The organism is Methanoculleus sediminis, assembly GCF_001017125.1.
Classification (GTDB): domain Archaea; phylum Halobacteriota; class Methanomicrobia; order Methanomicrobiales; family Methanoculleaceae; genus Methanoculleus; species Methanoculleus sediminis.
Window position 1 is genome coordinate 127,125 of sequence record NZ_JXOJ01000002.1, and the last position, 23,346, is coordinate 150,470.

Annotated in this window: 16 protein-coding genes, 2 tRNA genes and 3 rRNA genes; 14 read left to right on the forward strand and 7 right to left on the reverse strand. The window is 60.2% G+C overall.

Annotation, left to right across the window (positions count from 1 at the left end):
* Positions 1-2 precede the first annotated feature (2 nt).
* The 9 genes from fni (at position 3) to SZ63_RS03500 (ending at position 10,339) form a co-directional block, all read left to right on the forward strand.
* Entirely contained in the window at positions 3-1,055 is a 1,053-nt protein-coding gene (gene fni, locus SZ63_RS03460; protein WP_048181252.1) for a type 2 isopentenyl-diphosphate Delta-isomerase, read from the forward strand.
* A gap of 32 nt (positions 1,056-1,087) precedes the next feature.
* Positions 1,088-2,425 (forward strand): RNase J family beta-CASP ribonuclease, encoded by a 1,338-nt coding sequence (locus SZ63_RS03465; RefSeq protein ID WP_048181256.1) that lies wholly within the window; start codon positions 1,088-1,090, stop codon positions 2,423-2,425.
* 10 nt (positions 2,426-2,435) lie between these two features.
* On the forward strand, positions 2,436-3,401 hold the full coding sequence (locus SZ63_RS03470; RefSeq protein WP_048181261.1) for a polyprenyl synthetase family protein: 966 nt from the start codon (positions 2,436-2,438) through the stop codon (positions 3,399-3,401).
* A 4-nt stretch (positions 3,402-3,405) separates the two neighbouring features.
* On the forward strand, positions 3,406-5,091 hold the full coding sequence (locus tag SZ63_RS03475; protein ID WP_048181266.1) for a glutamate--tRNA ligase: 1,686 nt from the start codon (positions 3,406-3,408) through the stop codon (positions 5,089-5,091).
* 923 nt (positions 5,092-6,014) lie between these two features.
* Positions 6,015-6,515 (forward strand): DUF2178 domain-containing protein, encoded by a 501-nt coding sequence (locus SZ63_RS03480; RefSeq protein ID WP_143706466.1) that lies wholly within the window; start codon positions 6,015-6,017, stop codon positions 6,513-6,515.
* The gene (locus SZ63_RS03485) at positions 6,499-6,708 is read left to right on the forward strand and encodes a helix-turn-helix transcriptional regulator (RefSeq protein WP_011844654.1); all 210 of its coding nucleotides are present in this window, start codon (positions 6,499-6,501) and stop codon (positions 6,706-6,708) included. Before SZ63_RS03480 ends, SZ63_RS03485 begins: the two co-directional genes overlap by 17 nt.
* A 414-nt stretch (positions 6,709-7,122) precedes the next feature.
* Positions 7,123-8,415: a COG1361 S-layer family protein gene (locus SZ63_RS03490; RefSeq protein ID WP_048181275.1), complete on the forward strand. Its 1,293-nt coding sequence runs from the start codon at positions 7,123-7,125 to the stop codon at positions 8,413-8,415.
* Between the two features lie 17 nt (positions 8,416-8,432).
* The gene (locus SZ63_RS03495; RefSeq protein ID WP_011844656.1) at positions 8,433-9,104 is read left to right on the forward strand and encodes an ABC transporter ATP-binding protein; all 672 of its coding nucleotides are present in this window, start codon (positions 8,433-8,435) and stop codon (positions 9,102-9,104) included.
* On the forward strand, positions 9,101-10,339 hold the full coding sequence (locus SZ63_RS03500; protein ID WP_048181283.1) for an ABC transporter permease: 1,239 nt from the start codon (positions 9,101-9,103) through the stop codon (positions 10,337-10,339). Before SZ63_RS03495 ends, SZ63_RS03500 begins: the two co-directional genes overlap by 4 nt.
* Before the next feature lie 61 nt (positions 10,340-10,400).
* On the opposite strand, the gene SZ63_RS03505 is transcribed toward SZ63_RS03500, so the two are convergent.
* Positions 10,401-11,042 carry a tetratricopeptide repeat protein gene (locus SZ63_RS03505; protein WP_048181287.1) on the reverse strand — a complete coding sequence of 214 codons (642 nt, stop codon included), beginning with the start codon at positions 11,040-11,042 and terminating at the stop codon, positions 10,401-10,403.
* 87 nt (positions 11,043-11,129) lie between these two features.
* Between SZ63_RS03505 and SZ63_RS03510 the strand changes: the two genes are divergently transcribed.
* Together SZ63_RS03510 and SZ63_RS03515 are read left to right on the forward strand one after the other, a co-directional pair.
* The gene (locus SZ63_RS03510; protein ID WP_048181293.1) at positions 11,130-11,636 is read left to right on the forward strand and encodes a flavodoxin domain-containing protein; all 507 of its coding nucleotides are present in this window, start codon (positions 11,130-11,132) and stop codon (positions 11,634-11,636) included.
* Positions 11,637-11,759: 123 nt separating this feature from the next.
* The gene (locus SZ63_RS03515) at positions 11,760-13,277 is read left to right on the forward strand and encodes an MBL fold metallo-hydrolase (protein WP_048183512.1); all 1,518 of its coding nucleotides are present in this window, start codon (positions 11,760-11,762) and stop codon (positions 13,275-13,277) included.
* On the opposite strand, the gene SZ63_RS03520 is transcribed toward SZ63_RS03515, so the two are convergent.
* On the reverse strand, positions 13,274-14,584 hold the full coding sequence (locus SZ63_RS03520) for an APC family permease (protein WP_048181298.1): 1,311 nt from the start codon (positions 14,582-14,584) through the stop codon (positions 13,274-13,276). The genes SZ63_RS03515 and SZ63_RS03520 overlap by 4 nt on opposite strands.
* Before the next feature lie 192 nt (positions 14,585-14,776).
* On the opposite strand from SZ63_RS03520, the gene SZ63_RS03525 reads away from it, so the two are divergent.
* The 3 genes from SZ63_RS03525 (at position 14,777) to SZ63_RS03535 (ending at position 17,686) form a co-directional block, all read left to right on the forward strand.
* Positions 14,777-15,226: a hemerythrin domain-containing protein gene (locus SZ63_RS03525; RefSeq protein ID WP_048181301.1), complete on the forward strand. Its 450-nt coding sequence runs from the start codon at positions 14,777-14,779 to the stop codon at positions 15,224-15,226.
* 104 nt (positions 15,227-15,330) lie between these two features.
* Positions 15,331-15,768, forward strand: a complete 438-nt coding sequence (locus SZ63_RS03530) for a hemerythrin domain-containing protein (protein WP_048181304.1) — start codon at positions 15,331-15,333, stop codon at positions 15,766-15,768.
* A 154-nt stretch (positions 15,769-15,922) separates the two neighbouring features.
* On the forward strand, positions 15,923-17,686 hold the full coding sequence (locus tag SZ63_RS03535; protein ID WP_048181307.1) for a formylmethanofuran dehydrogenase subunit B: 1,764 nt from the start codon (positions 15,923-15,925) through the stop codon (positions 17,684-17,686).
* A gap of 410 nt (positions 17,687-18,096) precedes the next feature.
* On the opposite strand, the gene rrf is transcribed toward SZ63_RS03535, so the two are convergent.
* From rrf to SZ63_RS03560, 5 genes are all read right to left on the reverse strand, one after another.
* Positions 18,097-18,218: ribosomal RNA gene (gene rrf, locus SZ63_RS03540) — 5S ribosomal RNA — on the reverse strand.
* Positions 18,219-18,307: 89 nt separating this feature from the next.
* A tRNA-Cys gene (locus SZ63_RS03545) sits at positions 18,308-18,379 on the reverse strand.
* A 108-nt stretch (positions 18,380-18,487) separates the two neighbouring features.
* Positions 18,488-21,413: ribosomal RNA gene (locus SZ63_RS03550) — 23S ribosomal RNA — on the reverse strand.
* A gap of 124 nt (positions 21,414-21,537) precedes the next feature.
* Positions 21,538-21,610: transfer RNA gene (locus SZ63_RS03555), tRNA-Ala, on the reverse strand.
* Between the two features lie 68 nt (positions 21,611-21,678).
* Positions 21,679-23,145 (reverse strand): 16S ribosomal RNA (locus SZ63_RS03560).
* Together the 16S, 23S and 5S rRNA genes with 2 tRNA genes alongside form the textbook arrangement of a ribosomal RNA operon.
* Positions 23,146-23,346 lie beyond the last annotated feature (201 nt).

Genomic DNA, 23,346 nt, shown 5'->3' on the forward strand with positions numbered 1-23,346 from the left:
CCATGAAGAAAGAGACCGCCACGTCCTCGAGAAAACGGGATCACCTGCAGATATGCTGCGAACAGCCCGTCGAGACCGGCGATGCCGGATTTAAGGACGTGCGCCTAGTTCATAACGCCCTTCCCGAGTGCGATATGGACGCGATCGAGACGAAGACGCGGTTCCTCGACAGAGCGCTTGGCTCTCCCCTCTTCATTGCAGCGATGACCGGAGGACATCCGGATACCCTCGAGGTGAACCGGCGGCTGGCACGTGCCGCCGAACGGTATAACCTCGGCATGGGTGTCGGTTCTCAGCGAGCGGCACTGGAAAAGCCCGAACTGGAGGGAAGTTTCACCGTCGTGCGGGAGGAAGCGCCACATGCGTTCCTCTGCGCGAACCTGGGAATCATCCAGCTCCGCGACCACGGCATCGAGTGGGCGGAGCGGGCTGTCGAGATGATCGATGCACAGGCGATCGCCATCCACGTCAATTCGCTTCAGGAAGCGATTCAGCCGGAAGGCGATCACAACGCAGAGGGGTGCATCGAAGCGCTGCGTGACCTCTGCAAAGAGTTCTCCTACCCCGTCATCGTGAAGGAGACGGGTTCCGGCATATCGGCCGGGACCGCAAGGGTTATCCGGGGCGCGGGAGCAAGCGCCATCGATATCGGCGGCTACGGAGGCACGTCGTGGGCGAAGATAGAACGCCTGCGGGCGAGCGGCTCCGAACTCGCCGATCTCGGGGAGGTATTCCTCTCGTGGGGCATACCGACGGTGGTGAGCCTCCGTGAGGTGCGGACGGCAGGAGGCCCGATCATCGCGACGGGCGGACTGCGGTCGGGGATCGATATCGCGAAAGCCGTTGCTCTCGGGGCGGACCTCGGGGGCATGGCGCTCCCCCTCTTAAAACCGGCCATGGAGAGCGATGATGCGCTCTCTCTGGCCGTCGAGGCGATGCACCGCGAACTTCGCGTGGCGATGTTCCTGACGGGATCCCGGTCAATAGCGGATCTCCGGCACGCCAGGACGTATATAACCGGCCTGACCCGGCAAATGATTGAAAACAGCGACTAACAACGGAAAAAACATCTCTACAAGGAGGCTACATGGATATTGAGATCATAGCAGTGGGCGGATATAACGAAGTCGGCAGAAATATGACTGCCGTCCGCTGCGGAAAAGAGATTGTCATCTTTGATATGGGTCTTAGGCTCGACCAGGTGATGATCCACGAGGATGCTGATATCGAGAATATGCATTCCCTGGACCTGATCGAGATGAAGGCCATTCCTGATGACACCATCATGAATGCGGTCGAGGGGAGCGTCAAGGCCATCGTCTGTTCGCACGGACACCTTGACCATATCGGCGCGATACCGAAACTGGCGCACCGCTACAATGCCCCGATCATCAGCACGCCCTACACCTCGGAACTGATCAGGCAGCAGATTGCGGGCGAACAGAAGTTCGGAGTGAACAACAAGCTCTTCGCCCTGAAAGCCGGGCAGCGCTACACTATCTCCCCGCACCTGACGCTCGAGTTCGTGCGTGCCCAGCACTCGATCATCGACACCGTCTTTCCGGTCCTGCACACGCCGCGTGGCGCGGTCGTCTACGCAAACGACTTCAAACTCGACCGGACGCCGGTGCTCGGTGAGCCGCCGGATTTCGCCCGGCTGCGGCAGATCGGGAAGGAGGGCGTCATCGCCCTCATCACGGAGAGCGTCAACATCGCCGACAACGGGCGCTGCCCGAGCGAGAAGATCGCACGGGATCTGGTCCGGGACACCATCACCAGTTACGAGGACGACAAGAGCGCGCTTTTCGTCTCGACGTTCTCGTCGCACATCTCCCGTGTGAAGACCATCGCCGAGTGCGCCCACGAGATCGGCAGAAAACCGGTCCTGCTCGGGCGCTCGATGGAGCGCTACAGCTCGGCGGCCGAACAGTTGAAACTGGTCGGGTTCCCCGAGTCCCTCTCGATGTTCGGCAACCGCCGGACCGTTGACAGGACGCTAAGGCGGATCATGAAGACCGGGAAGGACAAGTTCCTCCCGATCGTCACCGGCCACCAGGGAGAGTCGGGTGCCATCCTGACGAGGATCGTGATGGGGGATACCCCTTACAAGCTCGAGAAGGGCGACAAGATCCTCTTCTCGGCGAAGGTGATCCCGAACCCGATGAACTACGGGCAGCGCTACCTTGTCGAGGCCCGCGCCAAGATGGCGGGCGTGCGGATCTTCGACGAGCTGCACGTCTCCGGCCACGCCTACCGGGAGGACCACTACGAGTTCCTCCACCTCTTGAACCCCCAGCACGTCATCCCGTCGCACGGCGACATCGGGATGACCGGCGGCTACGCGAAGTTCGCGGAGGAGATCGGGTATACGCTCGGAAACGATCTCCACGTCATGAGGAACGGGAAGAGTATCCTGATAAAGTAGGAGTAAGTGCATGACGACGCTTGAAGACTACCTGGAGAAGAATGCTGACCGGATCGACAAGGCGCTTCACCGTTACTTCGGAGACGTCCACGGCGACCTCTTCCGGGCGAGCGCCCACCTGCTGCTTGCGGGCGGTAAACGCCTCCGCCCGGCGGTCGTCATCCTCGCTGCGGATGCGGTGAGAAAGGGGAGCTCCGACGACCTGCTCCCGGCAGCCCTTTCGCTCGAACTGACCCACAACTTCACCCTCATCCACGACGACATCATGGACGGCGACGCCGCACGGCGCGGCGTCCCGACGGTGCATACGGTCTGGGACGAGCCGACGGCGATCCTTGCCGGGGACGTGCTGTATGCGAAGGCGTTCGAGTTCATCTGCTTCTCGGACGCCGCGGACGCCGCCAAGATCCGGGCGGTGAAGATGCTTGCCCGGACGTGCACCGACATCTGCGACGGTCAGAGCATGGATATGGCGTTCGAGAAGCGCGACGACGTCACGGAGGTGGAGTACCTGGAGATGGTCAGCAAGAAGACCGGCGTCCTCTACGGGGCATCCGCCGCAATCGGCGGGATCCTTGCCGGGGCGAGTCCCGTCCAGGCCGACGCCCTCTACCAGTACGGGGTGAACAGCGGCATTGCTTTCCAGATCCAGGACGATCTCATCGATCTCATTGCGAGCAGTGAAACGAGCGGGAAGGACCGGGCGTCGGATATCCGGGAAGGGAAGCAGACCCTGATCGCTATCCGGGCACGCGAGAAGGGGATCGATCTCGCCCCGTACCGGAGGCAGCTCTCCGGTGCCGAGATCGACGGCCTGATCTCCAGACTCCAGGATGCGGGCGTCATCGACGAGGTCAGGGCGGTTGCCGTTGAGCGGGCCGCCGTCGCAAAACAGGCTCTCTCGGTCCTCCCGGACTCGGAGGAGAAGCGGCTTCTTGCGGATATCGCTGATTTCTTCATCGATCGAGGCAACTGATACCATGGACGCCGATATCGAGCACCTGCTCTTTATCTACGCTCTGCAGAACGCGGTGAAGCACGATAGCGCCCCGAAAAGCGGGACGGTCATCGGCACGGTGCTCGGCAAGCATCCCGAATTCCGGAGCCGTGCACGGGAGATCGGGCCGCTCGCGGGAAAGGCGGTCGCGGAGGTGGCGAAGATGAGCACGGCGGAGAGGAAAAGTCGGCTCGAAGAACTCGCGCCCGAACTTCTCACGGAACTCGCCGAGACGCACGAACACGTCCGGGAACTCCCCGCTCTCGAGGATGCGGAGAACGGCGTGGTGATGCGGTTCGCGCCGAACCCGAGCGGACCGCTGCACCTCGGGCATGCCCGCGCCTCCATCTTAAACGACTACTACGTCAAACGCTACGGCGGGCGGTACGTCCTCCGCGTCGAGGATACCGACCCGAAACGGGTCGATCCCGATGCATACGCGATGGTGCTCGAGGACGTCGAGTGGCTGGGGCTCGGAATCACCGATATCGTCTACCAGAGCGACCGCCTCGATATCTACTACGATCTCTGCAGGAAACTGATCGAACTCGGCGGCGCCTACGTCTGCGTCTGCGACTCCGAACGGTTCCGCGAACTCAAACTCAAGGGGAAGGCATGCCCCTGCCGGGAGCTGGAGGTGGAGGAGAACCTGGAACTCTGGCAGCAGATGCTCAACGGAGAGTTCTACGAGGGAGACGCGACAGTCCGGGTGAAGACGGATCTCGCCCACCCCGACCCGGCGATGCGGGACTACTCCGCGATGCGGATCGTGAACGCACCGCTCCACCCGCGGGTGGACGCCACGGTCTTTCCGCTGATGAACTTCTCGGTCGCGGTGGACGACCACCTGCTCGGGATCACCCACGTCATCCGCGGCAAGGACCATATCGCGAACACGCGACGCCAGCGCTACATCTTCGACTACTTCGGCTGGAAGCCGCCGGTCTACCGCCACTACGGGCGGATGGGGATATCGGGCGTCGTCCTCTCGACGTCGGGGATGCGCGAGGGGATTAAGAGCGGTCTCTACACCGGCTGGGACGACATCCACCTCGGGACGATGCGGGCGATCGCGCGCCGGGGCATCGAGCCGGAGGCCGTCCGGAACGCCATGGTCGATATCGGGATCGGGGAGACCGACATATCGTTCTCGTGGGAGAACCTCTATTCCCGGAACAAGGAGCTTGTCGACCCGAAGGCGAACCGCTACTTCTTCGTGCCCGACCCGATCGAAGTCGTCGTGGAGGGCGCCCCGCGGCACGAGGCTCACGCGGCCCTGCACCCGAACGACCCGTCCCGGGGTGTCCGCACCCTCGTCACCGCCGGAAGGGTGCTCCTCCCCCGGGCGGACATCGAAGGGAAGAGCATGGTCCGCTTAAAAGACCTCTACAACGTGAAGATCGCGTGGGACGGCGATACGCCGCGGGTATCCTACGCCGGCGACTCGCTCGAGGAGGCACGGAACGAGAAGGCGCCGATCATCCAGTGGCTGCCGGCGGACGCGAAACTTCCCTGCACGCTTCTGCGGCAGGACGGGAGCCTCGAAGGGTTCTGCGAGCCGCCGGTCGTGGGAGAGGCAGACCGCGTCGTCCAGTTCGAGCGGATCGGGTTTGCCCGGATCGACTCGGTGGAAGGCGGCCGGGTAAGCGCGTATTTTGCGCACCGGTGAAGCGGGTTCGCCGAAGCCGAGGGAGGAGGCAGGCAGGCCTCCCCTTCACGTGATCTTTTTTGGGACGGCCTGTGAAGGCCGACTCCGTAGCCCTTCTGCCTTGTTGGAACCCTTCTCTGGATAGTAGTCCCTGGAACAGGCCCGCACTTCAGATCGACCCTTGTCACGATTGCAATGAATCTATAGGGTGCGAGTGCTGACTGGCCGGGAGGGAAGCGCTCGGCATGGACGAGGAAAAAGCCCAGTACAGTGGACCATGGGGATATCGCAACGGGGGGTGGGAACAGGGGAGTGCGAGCGCAGCGAGCATGAGAAACTCGAAGAGTTTCTCAAGCTCCGTTCCTGTCGGAACGTCGCACCTCGCACCTGACGGTGGTCGAGCTCCGGTTCTTCGCACCTTCGGTGCTCACGCTCCGGTTCTAACGAACCGTCGCGCTTCGAACCATCGCACCTCGCACCTAACGGTGCTCACGCTCACTGCGTTCGCGCCTCGCACCTAACGGTGCTCACGCTCACTGCGTTCGCGCCTCGCACCTTCGGTGCTCACGCTCACTGCGTTCGCGCCTCGCACCTTCGGTGCTCACGCTCACTGCGTTCGCGCCTCGCACCTTCGGTGCTCACGCTCACTGCGTTCGCACCTCGCACCTAACGGTGCTCACGCTCACTGCGTTCGCGTCTCGCACCTAACGGTGGTCGAACTCCTGCCGTCCCGGCAGTCGCACTCCGGAGCGTCGTTCCCCCAATGCCGATATCCCCACGAAATCCGAGCCAGGTGTGACCGGAGGTCATTGCCGGACGCAAAGGTTCGGGAGTGTACGTTATCAGCACAGGGGGGAGCTTGAGCACCGTCAGGTGCGAAATGCCGTTCACCGGGGTAACCCATTAATAACAAAATGTTCAAGATCGTATACAAAGGCAGCAGTATGAAGCGAAACACGTTCTATCTTCTGGCCGGGATCGTTGCGCTCGCCGAAGTCGGCATCTTCTGGCTCGCGGTGCAGGTCGAGAGGCCGATCCTGATCCAGGTTGCGTTCGTCCTCGGCATCCTCCTGCTCTATCTCGCGCGGCGGAGGGTGGACGAGACGATAGAGGATGAACGGACGGCGATGATCACCCAGAAGGCAGCGCTCCGGACGCTGGAGGTCTCCTGGGTGGTTTTCTTCGTGATCAGCCTGGGGGGCGCGGTTGCTGCGTTCTCAAGGCCGCTCGGGCTGCGCCCGCCCCATCCGCCGGACCCGAACGTCACGCACATGGTGGTGATACGGCTGCAGGATCATCCCGACTTCCTTTCCTTCGACCTCTTCGGCAGATTTGCCATCGGCCAACTGGTACTCCTCTGCCTGATGATCTTCTTGTACGTCGGGTTCAGGATGTATTACGCCCGCAAGTACGGAGAATGGGATACCGATGAAGAACAGGATTAAGGTCTACCGGGCGATGCACGACCTGACCCAGGAAGGGCTCGCAAACGAGCTCGGGGTCACCCGGCAGACCATCCTCGCCATCGAGAAGGGGAAGTACGATCCGTCGCTCGAACTCGCCTTCAAGATCGCCGGGTTCTTCGGCGTCACGATCGAGGACATCTTCCTCTACGGCGATGCGGCAGAGCGGAAGTAATCCCAACCGGGGCCGCTGCCGCAGGCGTTTCCGGCCTCAGCTTCGACTCGCCATACCCCATAAAACGTCCTGCCGCCCGCCCATCACCTTCACTCTTCTATCCAGTATTTCGTGCGTCGTTTGATCGCTGATCCTGCATGGCCCACCATGCCGGTGCACGATCCGCGGGCACCGGTGGTCCGCGAGACGTACCCGTAGGCCGGAATCCTTTCACGGCAGATGTCCAGTCAACCCACCATTTTGTTCAAAAATTACGCCAATTAGTAAGAAATAAATAACAATATGTAAAATCTACCTTACATTGTCGCATAGCCCTTCCCGCAGTTTCCGGGGAGGGCGCGACATCAGAGCAGCAGAACCAGAGCGAAGTGAAAAGATCATGGAAACTGCCAGAACACTACCGGAACAGCACCGATGCCATGGAGGAGCCTCCATGCGACGGAGGCAGAGACGATGATGAAACACAACCTTTGCATCGTGCTTCTCCTCCTGTCGGCAATCGTGGGTGCCGCCGCCGCGGCCAATACGTCGTTAGAGGAACAGATTGCGGTCACCGGGGTCACCGTCAATCCCGACGCGCTCATGCGCGGAGATACGGGCACGGTGACGGTCGAGATCAAGAACACCGGGGAGACGGGCGTCGCCATCAGCAGGGCCGAACTTTATCCCAACGGCATCTCCGTCGTCAACGACAAGACCTACGATTCGGTGGGCACCATCGGCCCCGGGAACACCATGTCGTTCACGTTCACCGTGCGGGCCGATGCCTCGGACGGCATCTACTACCCGATCTTCTACCTGGACCTCAGGGACAGCGGGAGCATCCGCTACTCCGTCCCGGTGACGGTCGAAAGTACCGAGATCCAGGTCAATATCGTCGACGCCCCGAAAACCTTCCCGGCAAACAGCGAAGACACCATCGTTCTTTCCGTCGGTAACCCCCGCGGGAACAGCGTGAACGGCGTAACGGTCACCCCGACCGGCGAGGGCGTCGCAAGCACCCAGACAGCCGTCTTCCTTGGAGCCCTCTCGCCGGACGAGGAGAAGAACGCCTCGTTTCGGATCCAGGCATCGCAGTCGACCAAACTCACCTTCGACGTCTCCTACAGGAACGGTCTCAACGAACACCACGCCTCCCTGACCATCCCCGTCGAGATCGGCGAGCGGGCGGTCGAACCGGAAATGGTGGTCAACAACATCGAAGTCGCCCGGAGCGGCAGTACGGTCACGCTGACCGGCGACGTGACCAACGCCGGTCTGAAAGATGCCTACTCCGTCAAGGTCACCGTCGACGACCCCGCGACCCCGACCGACCCCTACCCGGTCTACGTCGTCGGCGGACTGGAGTCCGATGACTTCTCGAGTTTCGAGATCACGTGCCTCGCCCAGGGCGCATCTTCGATCCCGCTTCTTGTCCAGTACAAAGACGAGGACGGTGAAACCCACAGCGAGACCGTGACCGTCTCCCTATCCTCCACAGAGCAGACAGGTGCGGGCAACCAGGTCCAGACCGGCGGCTCGGGAGTGATTACACGGAGCGGCCCCCAGACAGTGACCAGGTCCGGGGGCATGGGCATGTCGTTCGGCGGCGGGTTTGCGCAGGTCCCGCTCCTTGAGATCGGCCTCGTGGCCGTCGGGGGCGTGGCCGTCGCCGTCGCGTGGCGGAAGGGTTACTTCGGGAAGATCCGTGACCGGATCCGGAAGTAACCCCGGGAGGACGATGCATGAGCATACCGGTTATCGAACTCGACGACGTCACGAAGGTCTATCCCCTCCCTGCAGGCGACGTCACGGCCCTCTCCGGGATATCTATCAGGATCGACGAGGGGGAGTTCGTCGCCATCATGGGGCCGTCGGGGTCGGGAAAATCAACCCTCCTCAACCAGATCGGGTGCCTCGACCGCCCCACCTCGGGCGACCTCTTCCTCGCAGGGAAGAACACCCGGGAGATGGACGACCGGGAGCTGACCAGTCTCCGGCTCTCGTCCATCGGCTACATCTTCCAGAAGTTCAACCTCATCCCGCTCCTCTCCGCCTACGAGAACGTCGAATACCCCTACATCATGAAGCACCGCAAAAACGACGACACCGGGAGGGTGCGGGACCTTCTCGCCCTGGTCGGAATCGACGAAAGCCTCTCGACCCATAAGCCGAACGAACTCTCCGGCGGTCAGCAGCAGCGCGTTGCAATCGCCCGGGCGCTCGTGAACGACCCGGCGATCCTCCTCTGCGACGAGCCGACCGGAAACCTGGACTCGCAGACCGGCACCCAGATCATGGAGGCGCTCTCGGAACTCCACAAAAAAGGCCGGACGATCGTCATGGTGACCCATGAATCCGAGATCGCGGCATATGCAGAACGGACGATCGTCATCCGGGACGGGAGGGTGGCATGATCGGAAACGACATCATCCTCGCACTCTCGGTAAGAAGCGTCCGGCTTCACTTCCTGCGATCGGTCCTCGCCGCCCTCGGCATCGTCATCGGCGTCGTCGCCATCGCCTCGATCGGGATGATGGGAGCGAACATGACGCTCTCGGTCACGGAGCAGCTCTCTGATATGGCAAACAAACTCACCGTCACCCCGTATACCGGGGGCGGGGGCGGCATGATGATGGGCGGGGGAGGAGGCGGCAGGGTCGTCATCAGTAGCGGCTCCTCTTCTGATGACGACGACGTGATCACCGAAAAACAGTTCAAGACGATTCAGCGCATCGTCGCGAAGTACGGAACCGCCTACACCGTCCGATCGGAATCCGATCGGATCGAGGTCGGGTCGGATACTGGGAGAGCGACCATCTACGGCCTCGATCCCGAGATCATGCGCGAGATCCTCACCGTCGAGGAAGGCGAGTACCCGAAGAGCACGACCTCGGTAGCGGTCGGGCCGACGCTTGCAGAAAGGCTCAACCTCAAGATCGGGAGCAAACTCAAGATCGGCGACCCCGACGAGGGGTCTACCACGACCGTCCGGGTCGTCGGCATCCTCGAGGAACGCGGCATGTCGATGGACCTCTCCACGGACATGGCGATTGTCGGGAGCGATAAACTCTTTGTCGGCATCTACGGCGGCGAGGGAGAGTACGACCAGGTCAACGTCGTCGTGAACGACATCAACAACGCTGATGTGGTCAAGACGGCGATCGAAGACGAACTCAACAGGAAGGAGGACACCGTCACCGTCCAGGACAGCAGCCGCATGATGGAGAGCATCACCTCGTCGCTCTCCACGATGACGACGTTCGTGATGGCGATTGCCGCGATCTCGCTCCTGGTTGCCGCGGTCTCGATCTTCAACGTGATGATGATGTCGGTGAACGAACGGGTGCGGGAGATCGGGATCCTCCGCTCCATCGGAACGCAGCGAACCGAGATCCTGCGAATGTTCATCTACGAAGCGGGGATCCTCGGGCTCGTCGGGGCGATCATCGGTGCCGTTATGAGCATCATCATCGGCTACATCGTCGTGGTCGGCATGGTCGGGACCGCCGAGTACTTCTTCGCGGCCGGGAGCATCAGCTACGTCCCGATGGCCATGGCCGTCGGCGCCGCGATATGCATCGTCACCGGGGTCTACCCGGCGTGGCGGGCCTCGAACCTCGACCCGATCGAGGCGTTGAGGGCGGAGTAGGAACAGGAAGAAGGATGGTTTCCATCCATCTCCCCAACCGGGCAGCACGTGGGGTGTACGATCACGGCCTCTGAACCACCGCCCTCTCCGCCCGCCCGACCAGTTCCCGGAGCACCGCCCGGGCGAGCCCGGCGTTGCCGTAGTCCCGCTCCCGGGCGACGTCCCGGATGCAGGCCGGCACTTCGATGGCCCGCTCGGCCTCCCGGATCTCGGACGCGAGCGCCGTGAGCTCACTCCTCTCCCGCATCCGGTTCCGGTGCCAGGCCGCGGACACCCGTTCCGGGTCGATTGCGAGGATTGCCTCGTAACAGTCCGCCGCCTCATCGTAGCGGCACATGGCCCCGAGCACCCAGCCCCGGCTCTGCCAGGCGAGGATATGCTCCGGATCCAGCATGAGCGCCCGGTCACAGCAGGCGACGGCGCTATCGTGCTCCCCGAGGTGCGCGAGAACGTAGCCCTTTCTCTGCCAGGCCGTCGCATCGTCGGGGTCGAGTGCGAGCGCCCGGTCAAAAGAGGCGGCCGCCTCCTCGTAGCGGCCGGCCCTGATAAGAGCAAACCCCTTCCGCCTCCAGTAGAGGGGATCGTCGGGAGAGAGTTCAAGGGCCTTATCGTAACAGGCGATCGCTTTGCTGTAGTCCCCGGTACTGCAGAGGCCCTGGCCCCTGTGGTACCATACCTCGGCACTCTCTTCTCTTGTCGCCATCGGACCTGAAAAGGAGACCAATCCATAAGAACCTAACCCGCTACCCCCGATAACGTTTAAGACCGGTCGAACAAGAAGTAACTGCTTATGGCAGATAGAATTCTTGTTGCCTACGCCACCCGCTACGGTTCGACGGCAGAAGTGGCGGAGGCGATCGGCGAAGAACTCCGCAAAGCGGGCGTTGAGGTCGATGTCACGCCGGTGGACGAAGTCCGGGATCTCTCCCCGTACCGGGCCGCCGTCATAGGAAGCCCGATATACATGGGGAAATGGCTTCCGGAACCGCAGGTCTTCATCGAGAAAAACCAGCAGCGCCTGCGCACCATCCCGGTCGCCTACTTCTCCGTGGGGCTCACGGTCACGGACAGAAGCCCCGAGATCCTCAGAAAAGCGGAAGCATCGATGGACGCGGTCAGGATGCTCGTTAATCCGGTGGAAGTCGGGATCTTTCCGGGCAAACTGGAGAGCAGCGGCCTGTCCTTCACCGACCGCACCATCGTTAAGATGATCCGGGCCAAGACGGGAGACTTCCGCGACTGGGAGATCGTACGTTCCTGGGCGCAGGCAGTACACAGGAAGCTCACAGCGGCGTGACCGGCCGCGACGTAACGGTGTGCAGACACAGGAACCGCCTCATTTCTCGTTCAGGCTGCCGCAACGCACGAAAAAGTGCTTATAGGACGGCCGCGCACCTATAAAAATCACAAGGTGAACCGGGTGAACAAATACTCTTTCGTAGCCAGAATGCCCGACAAACCGGGCGCGCTGCACCGCGCGGCCGAGATCGTCAAGTCATATTCGGGCAACATCATCCGCATCCAGTATGACCGCCGGATCGATCCCGCCACGGTCTTTTTCGAGGTGGCCGCAGTACCGGAAAGTTACTCCCGGATGAAGGAAGACCTTCACGCGATCGGCTACCTCCAGGAGTCGCTGCCCACGCTCGGGTTTCTCAAATTCTCCGTATACCTCCCTCACAAACCCGGATCCCTCTTCGAACTCCTCACCTACATCACCGGGGCGGGGGCGAACATCGCCTACATCGACTTCGATGACCGGCGGCACGATCCTGGCAGGGTCACCATCAGCCTGAATGTCGAGGAGACCGCGATCGTCGAGAGCCTGCTCGACCGGCTGAAGTCCCGCTACCGGCTCGAGATTCTCGAGTACGACACCACCGGCGAGAAGCTCGACGACACCGTCTTCTACGTCAGGTTCGCCCAGGCGGTGCGCGGGCTGATCGGGACGGCCGAGGACGAGTTCCTGCTCTCGCTCCTGCAGGACGTCAACCATATCGTCCAGGAACTCAACAGCCTCGGCCAGGACCCGAGAGAGGTCTTCGAGTCCATCCTGCTCACGGGCCGGACGCTCCGGGACACCACCGGTGACCGGTTTTACGCGGACGTCCAGCGCATCAGCCTCGCCGACGACGTCGAGGTCTTCTGCTTCCAGATGCCGGGCGGTGGGAACATCTTCCTGCTCCGGGCCCCGGGCGAGACCGTGATGATCGATACCGGATACGGGATATACCACGAGGACGCCGTGCGGATGTTCCGGCACTACGGGCTCGGGGATCCCGGGAATATCCGGAGGATCTACATCACCCATGCCGATGCCGACCACTGCGGGGCGGGCGGGCTTTTCGAGGCGAAAGCGTATACGCACACCGGGTCGCTCGAGATCATCCGCCGGGCGAACCGGGCATACGGATCGCGCAGCGAGTCCTCGATCCTCGAAGAGGTCTACACGACCGTCATCAACCTCTTCTCGCACTTCACCCCGCCCGGGGACCTCGAGGTCTTTCCGGCGGGGCGGATCGGCATGCGCTCGATCTTTCCTGTCCTCGCGCGCTTTACGGTCCACGACCTCGAGTTCGAGGTGCTGGAATCTCTCGGCGGGCACATGCACGGCCAGATCTACTTCTTCTGCCCCACGCACGGGATCATCTTCACCGCCGATACGCTGATCAACTTCGGGAGCCTCGATGAAGAGCGGAAACGCTACAATTCGCTCGCCGACTTCCTGGTGACCTCGGTCAACGTCGACAGCGACTGCGCCAGAAGAGAGAGGAAGGCGCTGCTCGAACTGATCCGAAACCTGGACGAGGAACTCGCCCCTTCCGGCCGCCGGTGCCTGGTCGCGTGCGGTCACGGCGCCATATCCGTCCTCTCGGACGGAAAACTGGAAGCGGTCGGGCGGATCGAACGCTACCGGGCAAAAGAGGGGCAGGATTAGGCGGCGGCCGGTTGCCACGTTCCGACCAGGGCAATCGCCGCACCGATAACGACCACGGCCCCGCCGATCAGCAGCACCAGGGGTTCCAGCTGGGCGAGGAGAAGGAGGGTCGAGGCGATGCCGACGGCCGGGATGACCGGGAACCTGCCGATGCTGCCCGGTATCCGGAACGGCCGGGCTGCATCCGGAGCACGGTAGCGGAGCAGGATCACGGCTGCGTTGATGACGACGAACGTCACGAAGAGCGTGAAGTTCGTGACGTTCGCGACGAAGTCGATCTCGCCGGCAAAGAGGAACGCGATGGAGGCGAGCAGAACGGCGACGATGGCCGTCCACGGCGTCCGTGTCCGGGGGTGCACCCGGGCGAGGATGGGCGGGAGCGAGAAGGAGGAGGCCATCCCGTAGATGATCCGGGACGACGCCATCATCATCAGGAGGGCGGTGTTTGCCGTGGCGAAGAGGGCGATGACGGAGATGAGGGTGAACGCCGCAGGGCCGAGAGCGACGGACGCGACGTCGGCGAAGGGCGCCCGGGACGAGGCGAGCTGCTCCCACCCGACGACCGACACGGCGGCGAGGGAGACCACAATGTAGAGGAGGACGGAGATGGCAAGCGCGATAATCAGGGCTATGGGGATGGTGCGCTCCGGGTTTCTGGTCTCCTCCGAGAGTTTCACCATCTCCTCGAATCCCATATAGGCAAAGAAGACGAGCGCGGACGCCTGCAGGAGGCCCGGAACTCCGAGAGGCATATCGAAATAGTCCACCCGCCCGAGGTGCGGAAGGCCGATCACGATGACCATGACGATCCCTCCTACCTCGATGAGGGTCATGGCGATGGCGGCCCGGGCGGTCTCCTTGATGCCGTAGAAAAGGATCCCGGCAAGGACGAGGAGGATCAGGACGGCGGAGGGAATGCGCGGGAAGCCGACGAGATCCGAGAAGTAGCCGGCAAACCCGAGCGAGACGGTTGCGGCCCCGAGGATGCCGGAGAAGATGATCAGCCACCCGACGACGAACGCAAGCCTCCTCCCGAAGGCGTTTCTGACGTACTCGAACTCGGCGCTCGCGCGGGGGAACATCGACGAGAGTTCGGCGTAGCCGAGTGCGCTGAACGCAGCGATGGCGGCGGCGACGGCGAACGTCAGCCAGACGGCGTTGCCGGCCATGCCGGCCGCTTCCCCGAGCAGGGCATAGATCCCGGCCCCGAGGATGATCCCGACGCCCGAGAGGGTGACCGCGGGCAGGCCGAGTTCGCGCCGGAGTTTCGTTCCGGGAGTCGGGGCGTCCCGATCCTCGTTTGGCATGTACAATCCTATGTGTCTGCAGCATTTATGGATATCCGGCGGCTGCTATCGGGCACCGGCACGATACGCCATACATCCGGATGCATTGTTGCCGGGGAGCAAGGAGAGGGCACGGGGCGGGGCTCCGCATAACGTATATATACCTGACTTGCCCCTCATGGCTTCCCTGCAAGAGTGGGGGGAAGTGAATCGATGGCACAGAGCGTTATCGATATACTGAAGCAGGAGCACGAGATGGTGCTCTCGCAGCTCTCGGAACTCTCGAGCACCGGCACGAGCAACCGGGAACAGAAGTACAACTCCTTGAAAGAGAACCTCATACCGCACATGATCGGGGAGGAGCAGGCCGTATATCCGAAACTCATGGATTCGGGGATGAAGGAGATAGCACTCGAGTCGATCGAGGAGCACAACGCGGTCAAATCGCTCTTATCCCAGCTCGACAGCGCGTCCACGTCGGAAGAGGACGTCTGGGTGGCGAAGATAAAGGTGATCAAGGAGAACGTGCAGCACCACGTCAGCGAGGAGGAAGAAGAGATCTTCCCCGAGATGCAGCAGAAGATGAGCAGCGACGAACTCTCGAGTCTCGGCAGCAGTTACGAAGAGGCAAAGAAGAGCGCGATGCCGATGGCGGCACGCTGAGCGATCGGGCGAAGGTCCCGACGCTCCTCATTTTTTGACAGAGATCGCCCGGGCGAAATCGTTAAGTTCCTCATTCCCTATTCTCCCCCGGATGGAGGACGTGTATGCCGCAGATTCTTGAATTGATCCGGGAGGATCACGATCTTATCAGGGCTCTTTTCGACGAACTCGAGAGCAATCCGGAGACACGGGACGTCCGGTGCATCACGCTTCGCCGGGAACTGCCGGGGCACATGTACGCAGAGGAGGTTACACTGTATGCGCACCTCCGGGACAGAGTTCCGGAGGAGATCCGGCGGTCGCTCGACGAACACACCGAGGTCAGGGAGACGCTCGTACGTTTCGAGAGAATCCCCCAGAGAGATGACGCCTGGATGCCGGCGCTCGCCGATCTCCGGGAGCGGGTCGAGGCTCACTTCGCCTCGGAAGAGAGCGAGGTCTTCGCCCGGGCGGAGGAGCACCTCGGCAGGAATGACCTGTTCGCGCTCAGTGAAACGTTTGAGCGGGAGAAGGTGGCAGCGGCGCGATACATTGCGGTGTGATGGGCTCCCGGGCATCTTCCGCATTACCGGGGTACCCGGCACCGCTTTTGTTCCCGTAAATGCCACCCACCAGGTAAAATAACACCCTTAATTTTACCCAATTGTAAATGGCTAACCATAAACATTATCGATGCGGAAGTCAGATTGACCTCCAATGAACGTTCTCATCACGAGCGGGAGGACAATCGCCCAGGGCAGGAAACTCTACTACAAAGACATGCCCGAATATTCCGACGAAACGGCACGCTGTTTCGTCAACCCGTTCGATCTCCTGGAACTCGGGGCCGCGCCGGGAGACTACCTCCTTCTCTCGACAGGGACGGGAAAAGAGGTGTTTGTCGCCACGCCCTGCGACGATCTCGTCTCCGGAACCGTGTTCATCCCCTGCGGACCGCACGCGAACGCAATCCTGCACGCGACAACGCGGGGAACCGGTGCTCCGGACTACAAATGGCTGGAAGGAACGGTGACGCGAACCGAGCTGCCCCCGAGATCGGGGTGGGATATCCTCGTCGAGGAAGGCGGCGCCGCATGCCCCCCGGTGCCGGTGCCCTCCGGGAAAGACGGCGGCGGTCCCGCAACCATCCGGGACGTTGCCTGCCCGCTCTGCGGGTGTCTCTGCGACGATCTTGTCGTGAGGGTCGAGGGCGGGGCCGTCAGGTCGGTCGATAACGCATGCTCGCTCGGCTCGGAAAAGTTCCTGTCGCAGAGCCGTCTCACGCTCCCGATCTCGAACGATAGAGGGGCCTGGAAAACCATCGGATTTGCGGAGGCCATCCGGTATGCTGCAGAGGTGCTCGCCGACGCCGAACGGCCGCTCCTCTTCGGGTGGAGCGGGACGTCCGCGGAAGCGCAGTGCATCGGCATCCAGATCGCCGAAACGATCGGGGGCGTGATCGACAACTGTTCGTCGATCTGTCACGGGCCCTCGATCATGGGCATCCAGGAGGCGGGCCATCCGGGATGCACGCTCGGCGCGGTGAAGAACCGGGCCGACGTCGTGATCTACTGGGGTTCGAACCCCATAGAGTCGCACCCGCGCCACCTCTCCCGGTATACGACGTTCGTCAACGGAAAGTACCGGGATAACGGGCACCACGACCGGACTCTCGTCGTCGTGGATATCAGAGAGACCGATACCGCGAAGATTGCCGATGAATTCATACGGATCAAGCCCGGTGGCGATTACGCCGCCTTTTCAGCCCTGCGGGCAATTATCAGGGGGCACGCGGATGCCCTTCCTGCAACCGTCGCAGGCGTCCCGCGGGAGAGGTTGATCTGGCTGGCGGACCTTTGCAGAAACGCCCGGTTCGGTGCGCTCTTCACGGGGATAGGCCTGACACAGTCTCGGGGCAGGTACAAAAACGTCAGGAACGCCATCCAGCTCGTCGACGAACTCAACCGGCATACGAAGTTCACCCTGACGCCCATGCGCGGGCACTGGAACGTCAACGGCACCAACCAGACGTTTTCGTTCCTCACGGGCTACCCATACGGCGTCGATTTCTCGCGCGGCACTCCGTATTACAACCCCGGCGAGACCACAGCGGTCGATCTGCTCCGCCGGGGCGAGGCCGATGCATGCCTCATCATCGGTGCCGACCCCGGGGCGCATCTGCCGAGGAGGTGCAACGAACACCTCGCGACGATCCCCACGATCGTCATCGATCCGTTTGTCTCGCTCAGCACCTCCTTTGCGGATCTCCATATCCCGGTCGCATGCGTGGGCATCGACTGCGAAGGAACGGGCTACAGGATGGATTCCGTCCCGATCCGGATGAAGAAGGTTCTCGACCTGGGCCTCCCGACCGACGAGGAAGTGCTGTCGCAGGTACTGCACCGGATACGGGAAGGACGCCAGCCTTACGGTGTGAACGTCCCGGAGACACTACCCCCGGAGGCACCGCCGGTATCATGAGAGGCATGCGGCCCGCAGAGTAAATGAGATTTGTTCGACCAGAAACAAAAGTTAAATAAACGATATCCTCCACAGATAGAATGGTGCCACCGCAACGGCGGCGCATCATTGAGATCCAATCTTTAAAGCCTCAATTCCATCAACCTAAAACCGCGGAACACCCGCAACTCCAGGAACGGGGAGGAGCCGAACCGGGCGTCGTGCCGGATGTCCCGGGAAGCGCTGCAAGCGAGTTTTAGCGGGGAGACAGAGATCGCTCCCCCTTCCCCAATCCGGTTCCGTGGCACTGAGGTTATTTTCTGGATAGTATTGATGTAAAGACGTGCGCTACGAAGAAGAAGGGACAATCGACAAAAACTACCGTTCGCACAGTAAAACACGATAAGAACAGTTTTCAGAGTAAAGGAAGGTAATAGCAGCGAGCCGTGCTTCCCGAGGGCTCGCGCACCTCAGTACCACATGGCACGTGAGAGGGCTTAACTGCTGGGTTCGGAATGGGTCCAGGTGTTTCCCCTCTGCTATGGCCGCTATTACCAGTTACGACCGGGTGTGATGCGTTTGGATGGAGTCGAAAATCCTTACGGATTTTCTCCCCGCCCAGCCGCTTCGCGCCCGGTCGGAAGCCAAGGCCCGGACTTGAACCGGGGTGTAGTTGATCTGCAGTCAACCGCGTGGCCGCTCCGCCACCTTGGCAAGCTGTGTTGCCTTACTATGTTGTCGCCCAACCTATTTAAGGGTTACACCCTTACCAGATTCGGCCGTAAGGCGTTTTTCGGTGCGTACTCCGGATTTCGTCTGAGTTCAGCGGAAGGCATCGGACGTTAGTATCCGCGGACTGAACACGTCGTTGCCTTCGTGCTTACATCCCGGACCTATCAAGCGGGTCTTTTACCCGTGTCCTCAACGGAGTCTCTTTTCGGGTCAGGTTTCAAGCTTAGATGCTTTCAGCTTTTATCCCTTATCGCGTAGCTGCTCGGCATTGCCCTGTCGGACAACCGATCGACCAGAGGCGACGACGGAAAGTTCCTCTCGTACTATTTCCATCTTACCTTCAGACTCCTTACACTCCAGATAGATAGTAACCGACCTGTCTCACGACGGTCTAAACCCAGCTCACGATCCCCTTTAATAGGCGAACAACCTCACCCTTGGCCGCTGCTGCACGGCCAGGATGGAAAGAACCGACATCGAGGTAGCAAGCCGCCGGGTCGATATGTGCTCTTGCCGGCGACGACTCTGTTATCCCCGGGGTAGCTTTTCTGTCGTTAATGGCCCTCATCAATAAGGCTCATTAGTTCGTTAGACCCGAGTTTCCTCTCGCGATTTCTTGCTATGCGAAATCGCGTCAGGCCAACTTATGCTCTTGACACTCTCCTGTGAGTTTCTGACTCACATGAGTTGACCATAGGGCACCCTTGATATTTTTTCGAGGGTGTGGCGCCCCACCCAAACTGCCTACCTATCGTTGTCCTCGGTTGAGTTAGTGTTACAGTAAACCAAGGATGGTGTCTCATTGTTGGCTCCCCACCCCCCGGAAGGGGTGGATCGACGCCTCCCATCTACGCTGCGCAAGGAATACCGTAACACAGCGACAGGCTGCAGTAAAGCTCCACGGGGTCTTCACTTCCCATCTGGAGTCCCTAGTCTCTGCACTAGGATAAAATGTTCAACGGCCTCGTGTTAGGGACAGTAGGGCTCTCGTTAATCCATTCATGCAAGTCGCCAATTAAGCGACAAGGTACTACGCTACCTTAAGAGGGTCATAGTTACCCCCGCCGTTTACGAGTCCTTCGTCCGGTTGAACCCGGTGTTCAGATACTCGCACTGGGCAGGAATCAGTGACTATACTAGTCGTTTCCGAGTTGCAGTCACCTATGTTGTTATTAGACAGTCAGAGCCCCCTGGTCACTGCGACCTGCCTGATCGCCAGGCAGGCACCCCTTCTCCCAAAGTTACGGGGCTAATTTGCCGAGTTCCCTTAACACGATTAAACCGACACGCCTTAGCCTTTTCAGCTAGGGGCACCTGTGTCAGATCTCGGTACGGACATTCATCCCCCTTTTCACGGGCTCCAGGAATTTGCCGAGTTACCCCATCACGCCTTCACTCGCTTCTCACCATGGCGGTACTCCACGAGTTTGAACGCTTGGACAGGGCGACGGCCCTGCCCGGCATATCCCGAAGCGTCAGGGCGAATTAACGCTACGGATGAATGGTACAGGAATATTAACCTGTTTCCCTTTCGATGTGCTCGAATTACGACACATCTTAGGACCGACTAACCCTCGGCTGACGAACATTGCCGAGGAAACCTAGCCCCTCCGGCGGTTGGGATTCTCACCCAACTTTGCTTCTACTAATGCCAGAATTCTCATTACTACCCGGTCCACAGGAGCTCACGCCCCTGCTTCTGCCCAGGCAGCACGCCTCTCTACGCCATCACACGTTGTGTGGTCCGTGGTATCTGTAGTAGGCTTTAGCCCCGTCCATTTTCAGTGCCCCAAACCTCGACTGGTAAGCTGTTACGCACTTTTTAAAGGATAGCTGCTTCTGAGCTCACCTTCCAGTTGTCTTTGGCCTGGGACGCCTTTCAGTGTTGACACTTAGCCTACATTGAGGGACATTAACCACGGTCTGGGTTGTCTCCCTTACGGACTACAAGCTTACCCCGTAGTCCGGACTGCCAGCCTTCTTCGACGACGGGGAATTTGGAGTTTGACAGGAGGGTGAGGGATTTCTCCCCCAGCTCCCCCAATCAGTGCTCTACCTCACCGTCTATCTCCAGCCAGGTCATGCTACGGCATGTTTCGAGAGGAACCAGCGGATGCCCAGCTCGATTAATCTTTCACTCCTATACGCAGGTCACACGAATGATTTGCATATCAAAACCGCTTGCGGTCCTCCACGCGCCTTTCGGCACGCTTCAACCTGCCCACGCATAGATCGCTAGGCTTCGGGTCTTATCCTGCAGACTCCACGCACTTTTAATACGTCGTCCCATGCCCGAAGGCTACGGACCTGTTGGTTTCCCTTCGGCTCCCCTTTTGGGTTAACCTTCGCCTACAGAATAAACTCTCTGGCCCGTTCTTCAAAACGTACGTTACGACACCGGCAACCACGCCCGTACTACCGCCTCGCGACGGGTTCCTTCACGTGGAAGATCCTTTCGCGCCGTAACTCACTATCACCTATCAGTTTCAGGCGCTTTTAACCACCTTTCAAGGGTTACTTTTCAGCCTTCGCTCACGCTACTAATACGCTATCGGTTTCGAGTAGTATTTAGTTTTGGAGGTTGATGACCCCCAGATTCCCGCGAGAATTCCGACCCGCGGTACTCAAGACACTACCAGGATACCTCGGCTTGCACGTACGGGGCTATCACCCTCTTTGGCACCTCATTCCAGAGGATTTCCGTTTGACCTTGGTATCCGGACGGTAGGCTTACTACACCACATCTCCCTTGCGGGATTCAGTTTGAACTCTGTCGTGTTCGATCGCCTCTACTAACGACATCTCGGTTGATTTCTCTTCCTCCCCCTACTAAGATGTTTCAATTCGGGGGGTTCCCGATCCTTACGGATCAACACCGAAGTGTTGGGATGTCCCATTAGGGAATCTCCGGATCGTAGACTCCATGCGTCTTCCCGGAGCTTATCGCAGCTTGGCACGCCCTTCTTCGGCACTCGAACCGAGCCATCCACTGATAGGCATATCACCATTCCGCTGAACTCATTTAACGTCCAGAGTACGCACCTATACACAGCTTCGTCAGGTCATAGACCTTCAGCCCTTCCCCGGTGATTCACATCTCCGGGTGCATTGTCGGGCAGGACTGTGACAGCCCTGCCGAGTGGACTCAGGGGGATTTGAACCCCCGGCCTCCGCCTCGCAAAGGCGGCGCTCTTCCAACTGAGCTATGAGCCCGGATTAATCCGTTGACATCGGCAATTTTACGTTTTGTTCAGCAACCGCTTGACCCAAGTAATTTCATTAGGAGGTGATCCAGCCGCAGATTCCCCTACGGCTACCTTGTTACGACTTAACCCCCCTTGCGGAACCTAGATTCGACTGCGGCAACGACCGCAGCCTCATCCAAACCCCACTCGGGTGGTTTGACGGGCGGTGTGTGCAAGGAGCAGGGACACATTCACCGCGTTATTTTGAAACGCGATTACTACAGATTCCAGCTTCATGTGGGCGAGTTACAGCCCACAATCCGAACTACGGACAGGTTTAGGAGATTGCCTCCACCTTTCGGTGTCGATACCCATTGTCCTGCCCATTGTAGCCCGCGTGTAGCCCGGATAATTCGGGGCATGCTGACCTACCGTTGCCCATTCCTTCCTCCTCTTTAGCAGAGGCGGTCCCAACAGTGTCCCCATCAATCCGGAGATCATGCTGGCAACTGTTGGCGTGGGTCTCGCTCGTTGCCTGACTTAACAGGATGCTTCACAGTACGAACTGACGACGGCCATGCACCTCCTCTCAGCTAGTCATGCAGAGTCTTCAGCCCGGCAATCATTCTGCTGTCCTATCCGGTGAGATTCCCGGCGTTGAGTCCAATTAAACCGCAGGCTCCACCTGTTGTGGTGCTCCCCCGCCAATTCCTTTAAGTTTCAGCCTTGCGACCGTACTTCCCAGGCGGCACGTTTCACGGTTTCCCTTCGGCACCTCGACGACTCGTGGTCGTCGATACACCTAACGCGCATCGTTTACGGCTGGGACTACCCGGGTATCTAATCCGGTTTGCTCCCCCAGCTTTCGTCCCTCACTGTCGAAGCCGTTCTGGTGAGGCGCCTTCGCCACAGGTGGTCCCTCGAGGATTACAGGATTTCACTCCTACCCCCGAAGTACCCCTCACCTCTCCCGGTTCCAAGACTGCCAGTATCTCTTAGACGCCCGACGGTTGAGCCGCCGGATTTCCCAAGAGACTTAACAACCCAGCTACGAACGCTTTAAGCCCAATAAAAGTGGCCACCACTCGAGCCGCCGGTATTACCGCGGCGGCTGGCACCGGTCTTGCCCGGCCCTTTCTTCAGGTGTTTTTTAGACACCTGGACAGCCTGCATATACAGGCACTCGAGGTTCCCTTATCACGGTTGCCCGCATTGTAAAGTTTTCGCGCCTGCTGCGCCCCGTAGGGCCTGGATTCGTGTCTCAGAATCCAACTCCGGGCTCTTGCTCCCACAACCCGTACCGATTACGGGCTTGTTGGGCCGTTACCCCAACAACAACCTAATCGGCCGCAGATCCATCCTAAGGCGCCGGAGCTTTGAGTTACAGAGCATTCCAGCATCTGTAACCTATAGGGTATTATCCCCAGTTTCCCGGGGTTATCCCCTTCCTTAGGGCAGGTTATCCACGTGTTACTGAGCAGTACGCCGAGGGCCGAACCCTCTCGACTCGCATGGCTTAATCGAACCCCGATAGCAGTGACCTCTGGCAGGATCAACCAGAATTTGGAAGTAATGCACACTACTAAACTTGGGAGGAATTAGCGGTTACTGAACAAATTTCCGCATTGCCAATGCCAACGTCAGAACCAACCCGCGTCACGGCGCGGTCGCGTTGATTCCCCATCAACAGGAAAACAATGTTTGTTTTACAAGTATTTAAACATGTGTTTCCTGCATCGGATTCGAGAATGGATCTCGAATCTT

Coding starts and splice junctions, on each gene's coding strand:
- fni (WP_048181252.1), top strand. CDS start 3: ATGAAGAAAGAGACCGCCACGTCCTCGAGAAAACGGGATCACCTGCAG.
- SZ63_RS03465 (WP_048181256.1), top strand. CDS start 1,088: ATGGATATTGAGATCATAGCAGTGGGCGGATATAACGAAGTCGGCAGA.
- SZ63_RS03470 (WP_048181261.1), top strand. CDS start 2,436: ATGACGACGCTTGAAGACTACCTGGAGAAGAATGCTGACCGGATCGAC.
- SZ63_RS03475 (WP_048181266.1), top strand. CDS start 3,406: ATGGACGCCGATATCGAGCACCTGCTCTTTATCTACGCTCTGCAGAAC.
- SZ63_RS03480 (WP_143706466.1), top strand. CDS start 6,015: ATGAAGCGAAACACGTTCTATCTTCTGGCCGGGATCGTTGCGCTCGCC.
- SZ63_RS03485 (WP_011844654.1), top strand. CDS start 6,499: ATGAAGAACAGGATTAAGGTCTACCGGGCGATGCACGACCTGACCCAG.
- SZ63_RS03490 (WP_048181275.1), top strand. CDS start 7,123: ATGCCATGGAGGAGCCTCCATGCGACGGAGGCAGAGACGATGATGAAA.
- SZ63_RS03495 (WP_011844656.1), top strand. CDS start 8,433: ATGAGCATACCGGTTATCGAACTCGACGACGTCACGAAGGTCTATCCC.
- SZ63_RS03500 (WP_048181283.1), top strand. CDS start 9,101: ATGATCGGAAACGACATCATCCTCGCACTCTCGGTAAGAAGCGTCCGG.
- SZ63_RS03505 (WP_048181287.1), bottom strand. CDS start 11,042: ATGGCGACAAGAGAAGAGAGTGCCGAGGTATGGTACCACAGGGGCCAG.
- SZ63_RS03510 (WP_048181293.1), top strand. CDS start 11,130: ATGGCAGATAGAATTCTTGTTGCCTACGCCACCCGCTACGGTTCGACG.
- SZ63_RS03520 (WP_048181298.1), bottom strand. CDS start 14,584: ATGCCAAACGAGGATCGGGACGCCCCGACTCCCGGAACGAAACTCCGG.
- SZ63_RS03525 (WP_048181301.1), top strand. CDS start 14,777: ATGGCACAGAGCGTTATCGATATACTGAAGCAGGAGCACGAGATGGTG.
- SZ63_RS03530 (WP_048181304.1), top strand. CDS start 15,331: ATGCCGCAGATTCTTGAATTGATCCGGGAGGATCACGATCTTATCAGG.
- SZ63_RS03535 (WP_048181307.1), top strand. CDS start 15,923: ATGAACGTTCTCATCACGAGCGGGAGGACAATCGCCCAGGGCAGGAAA.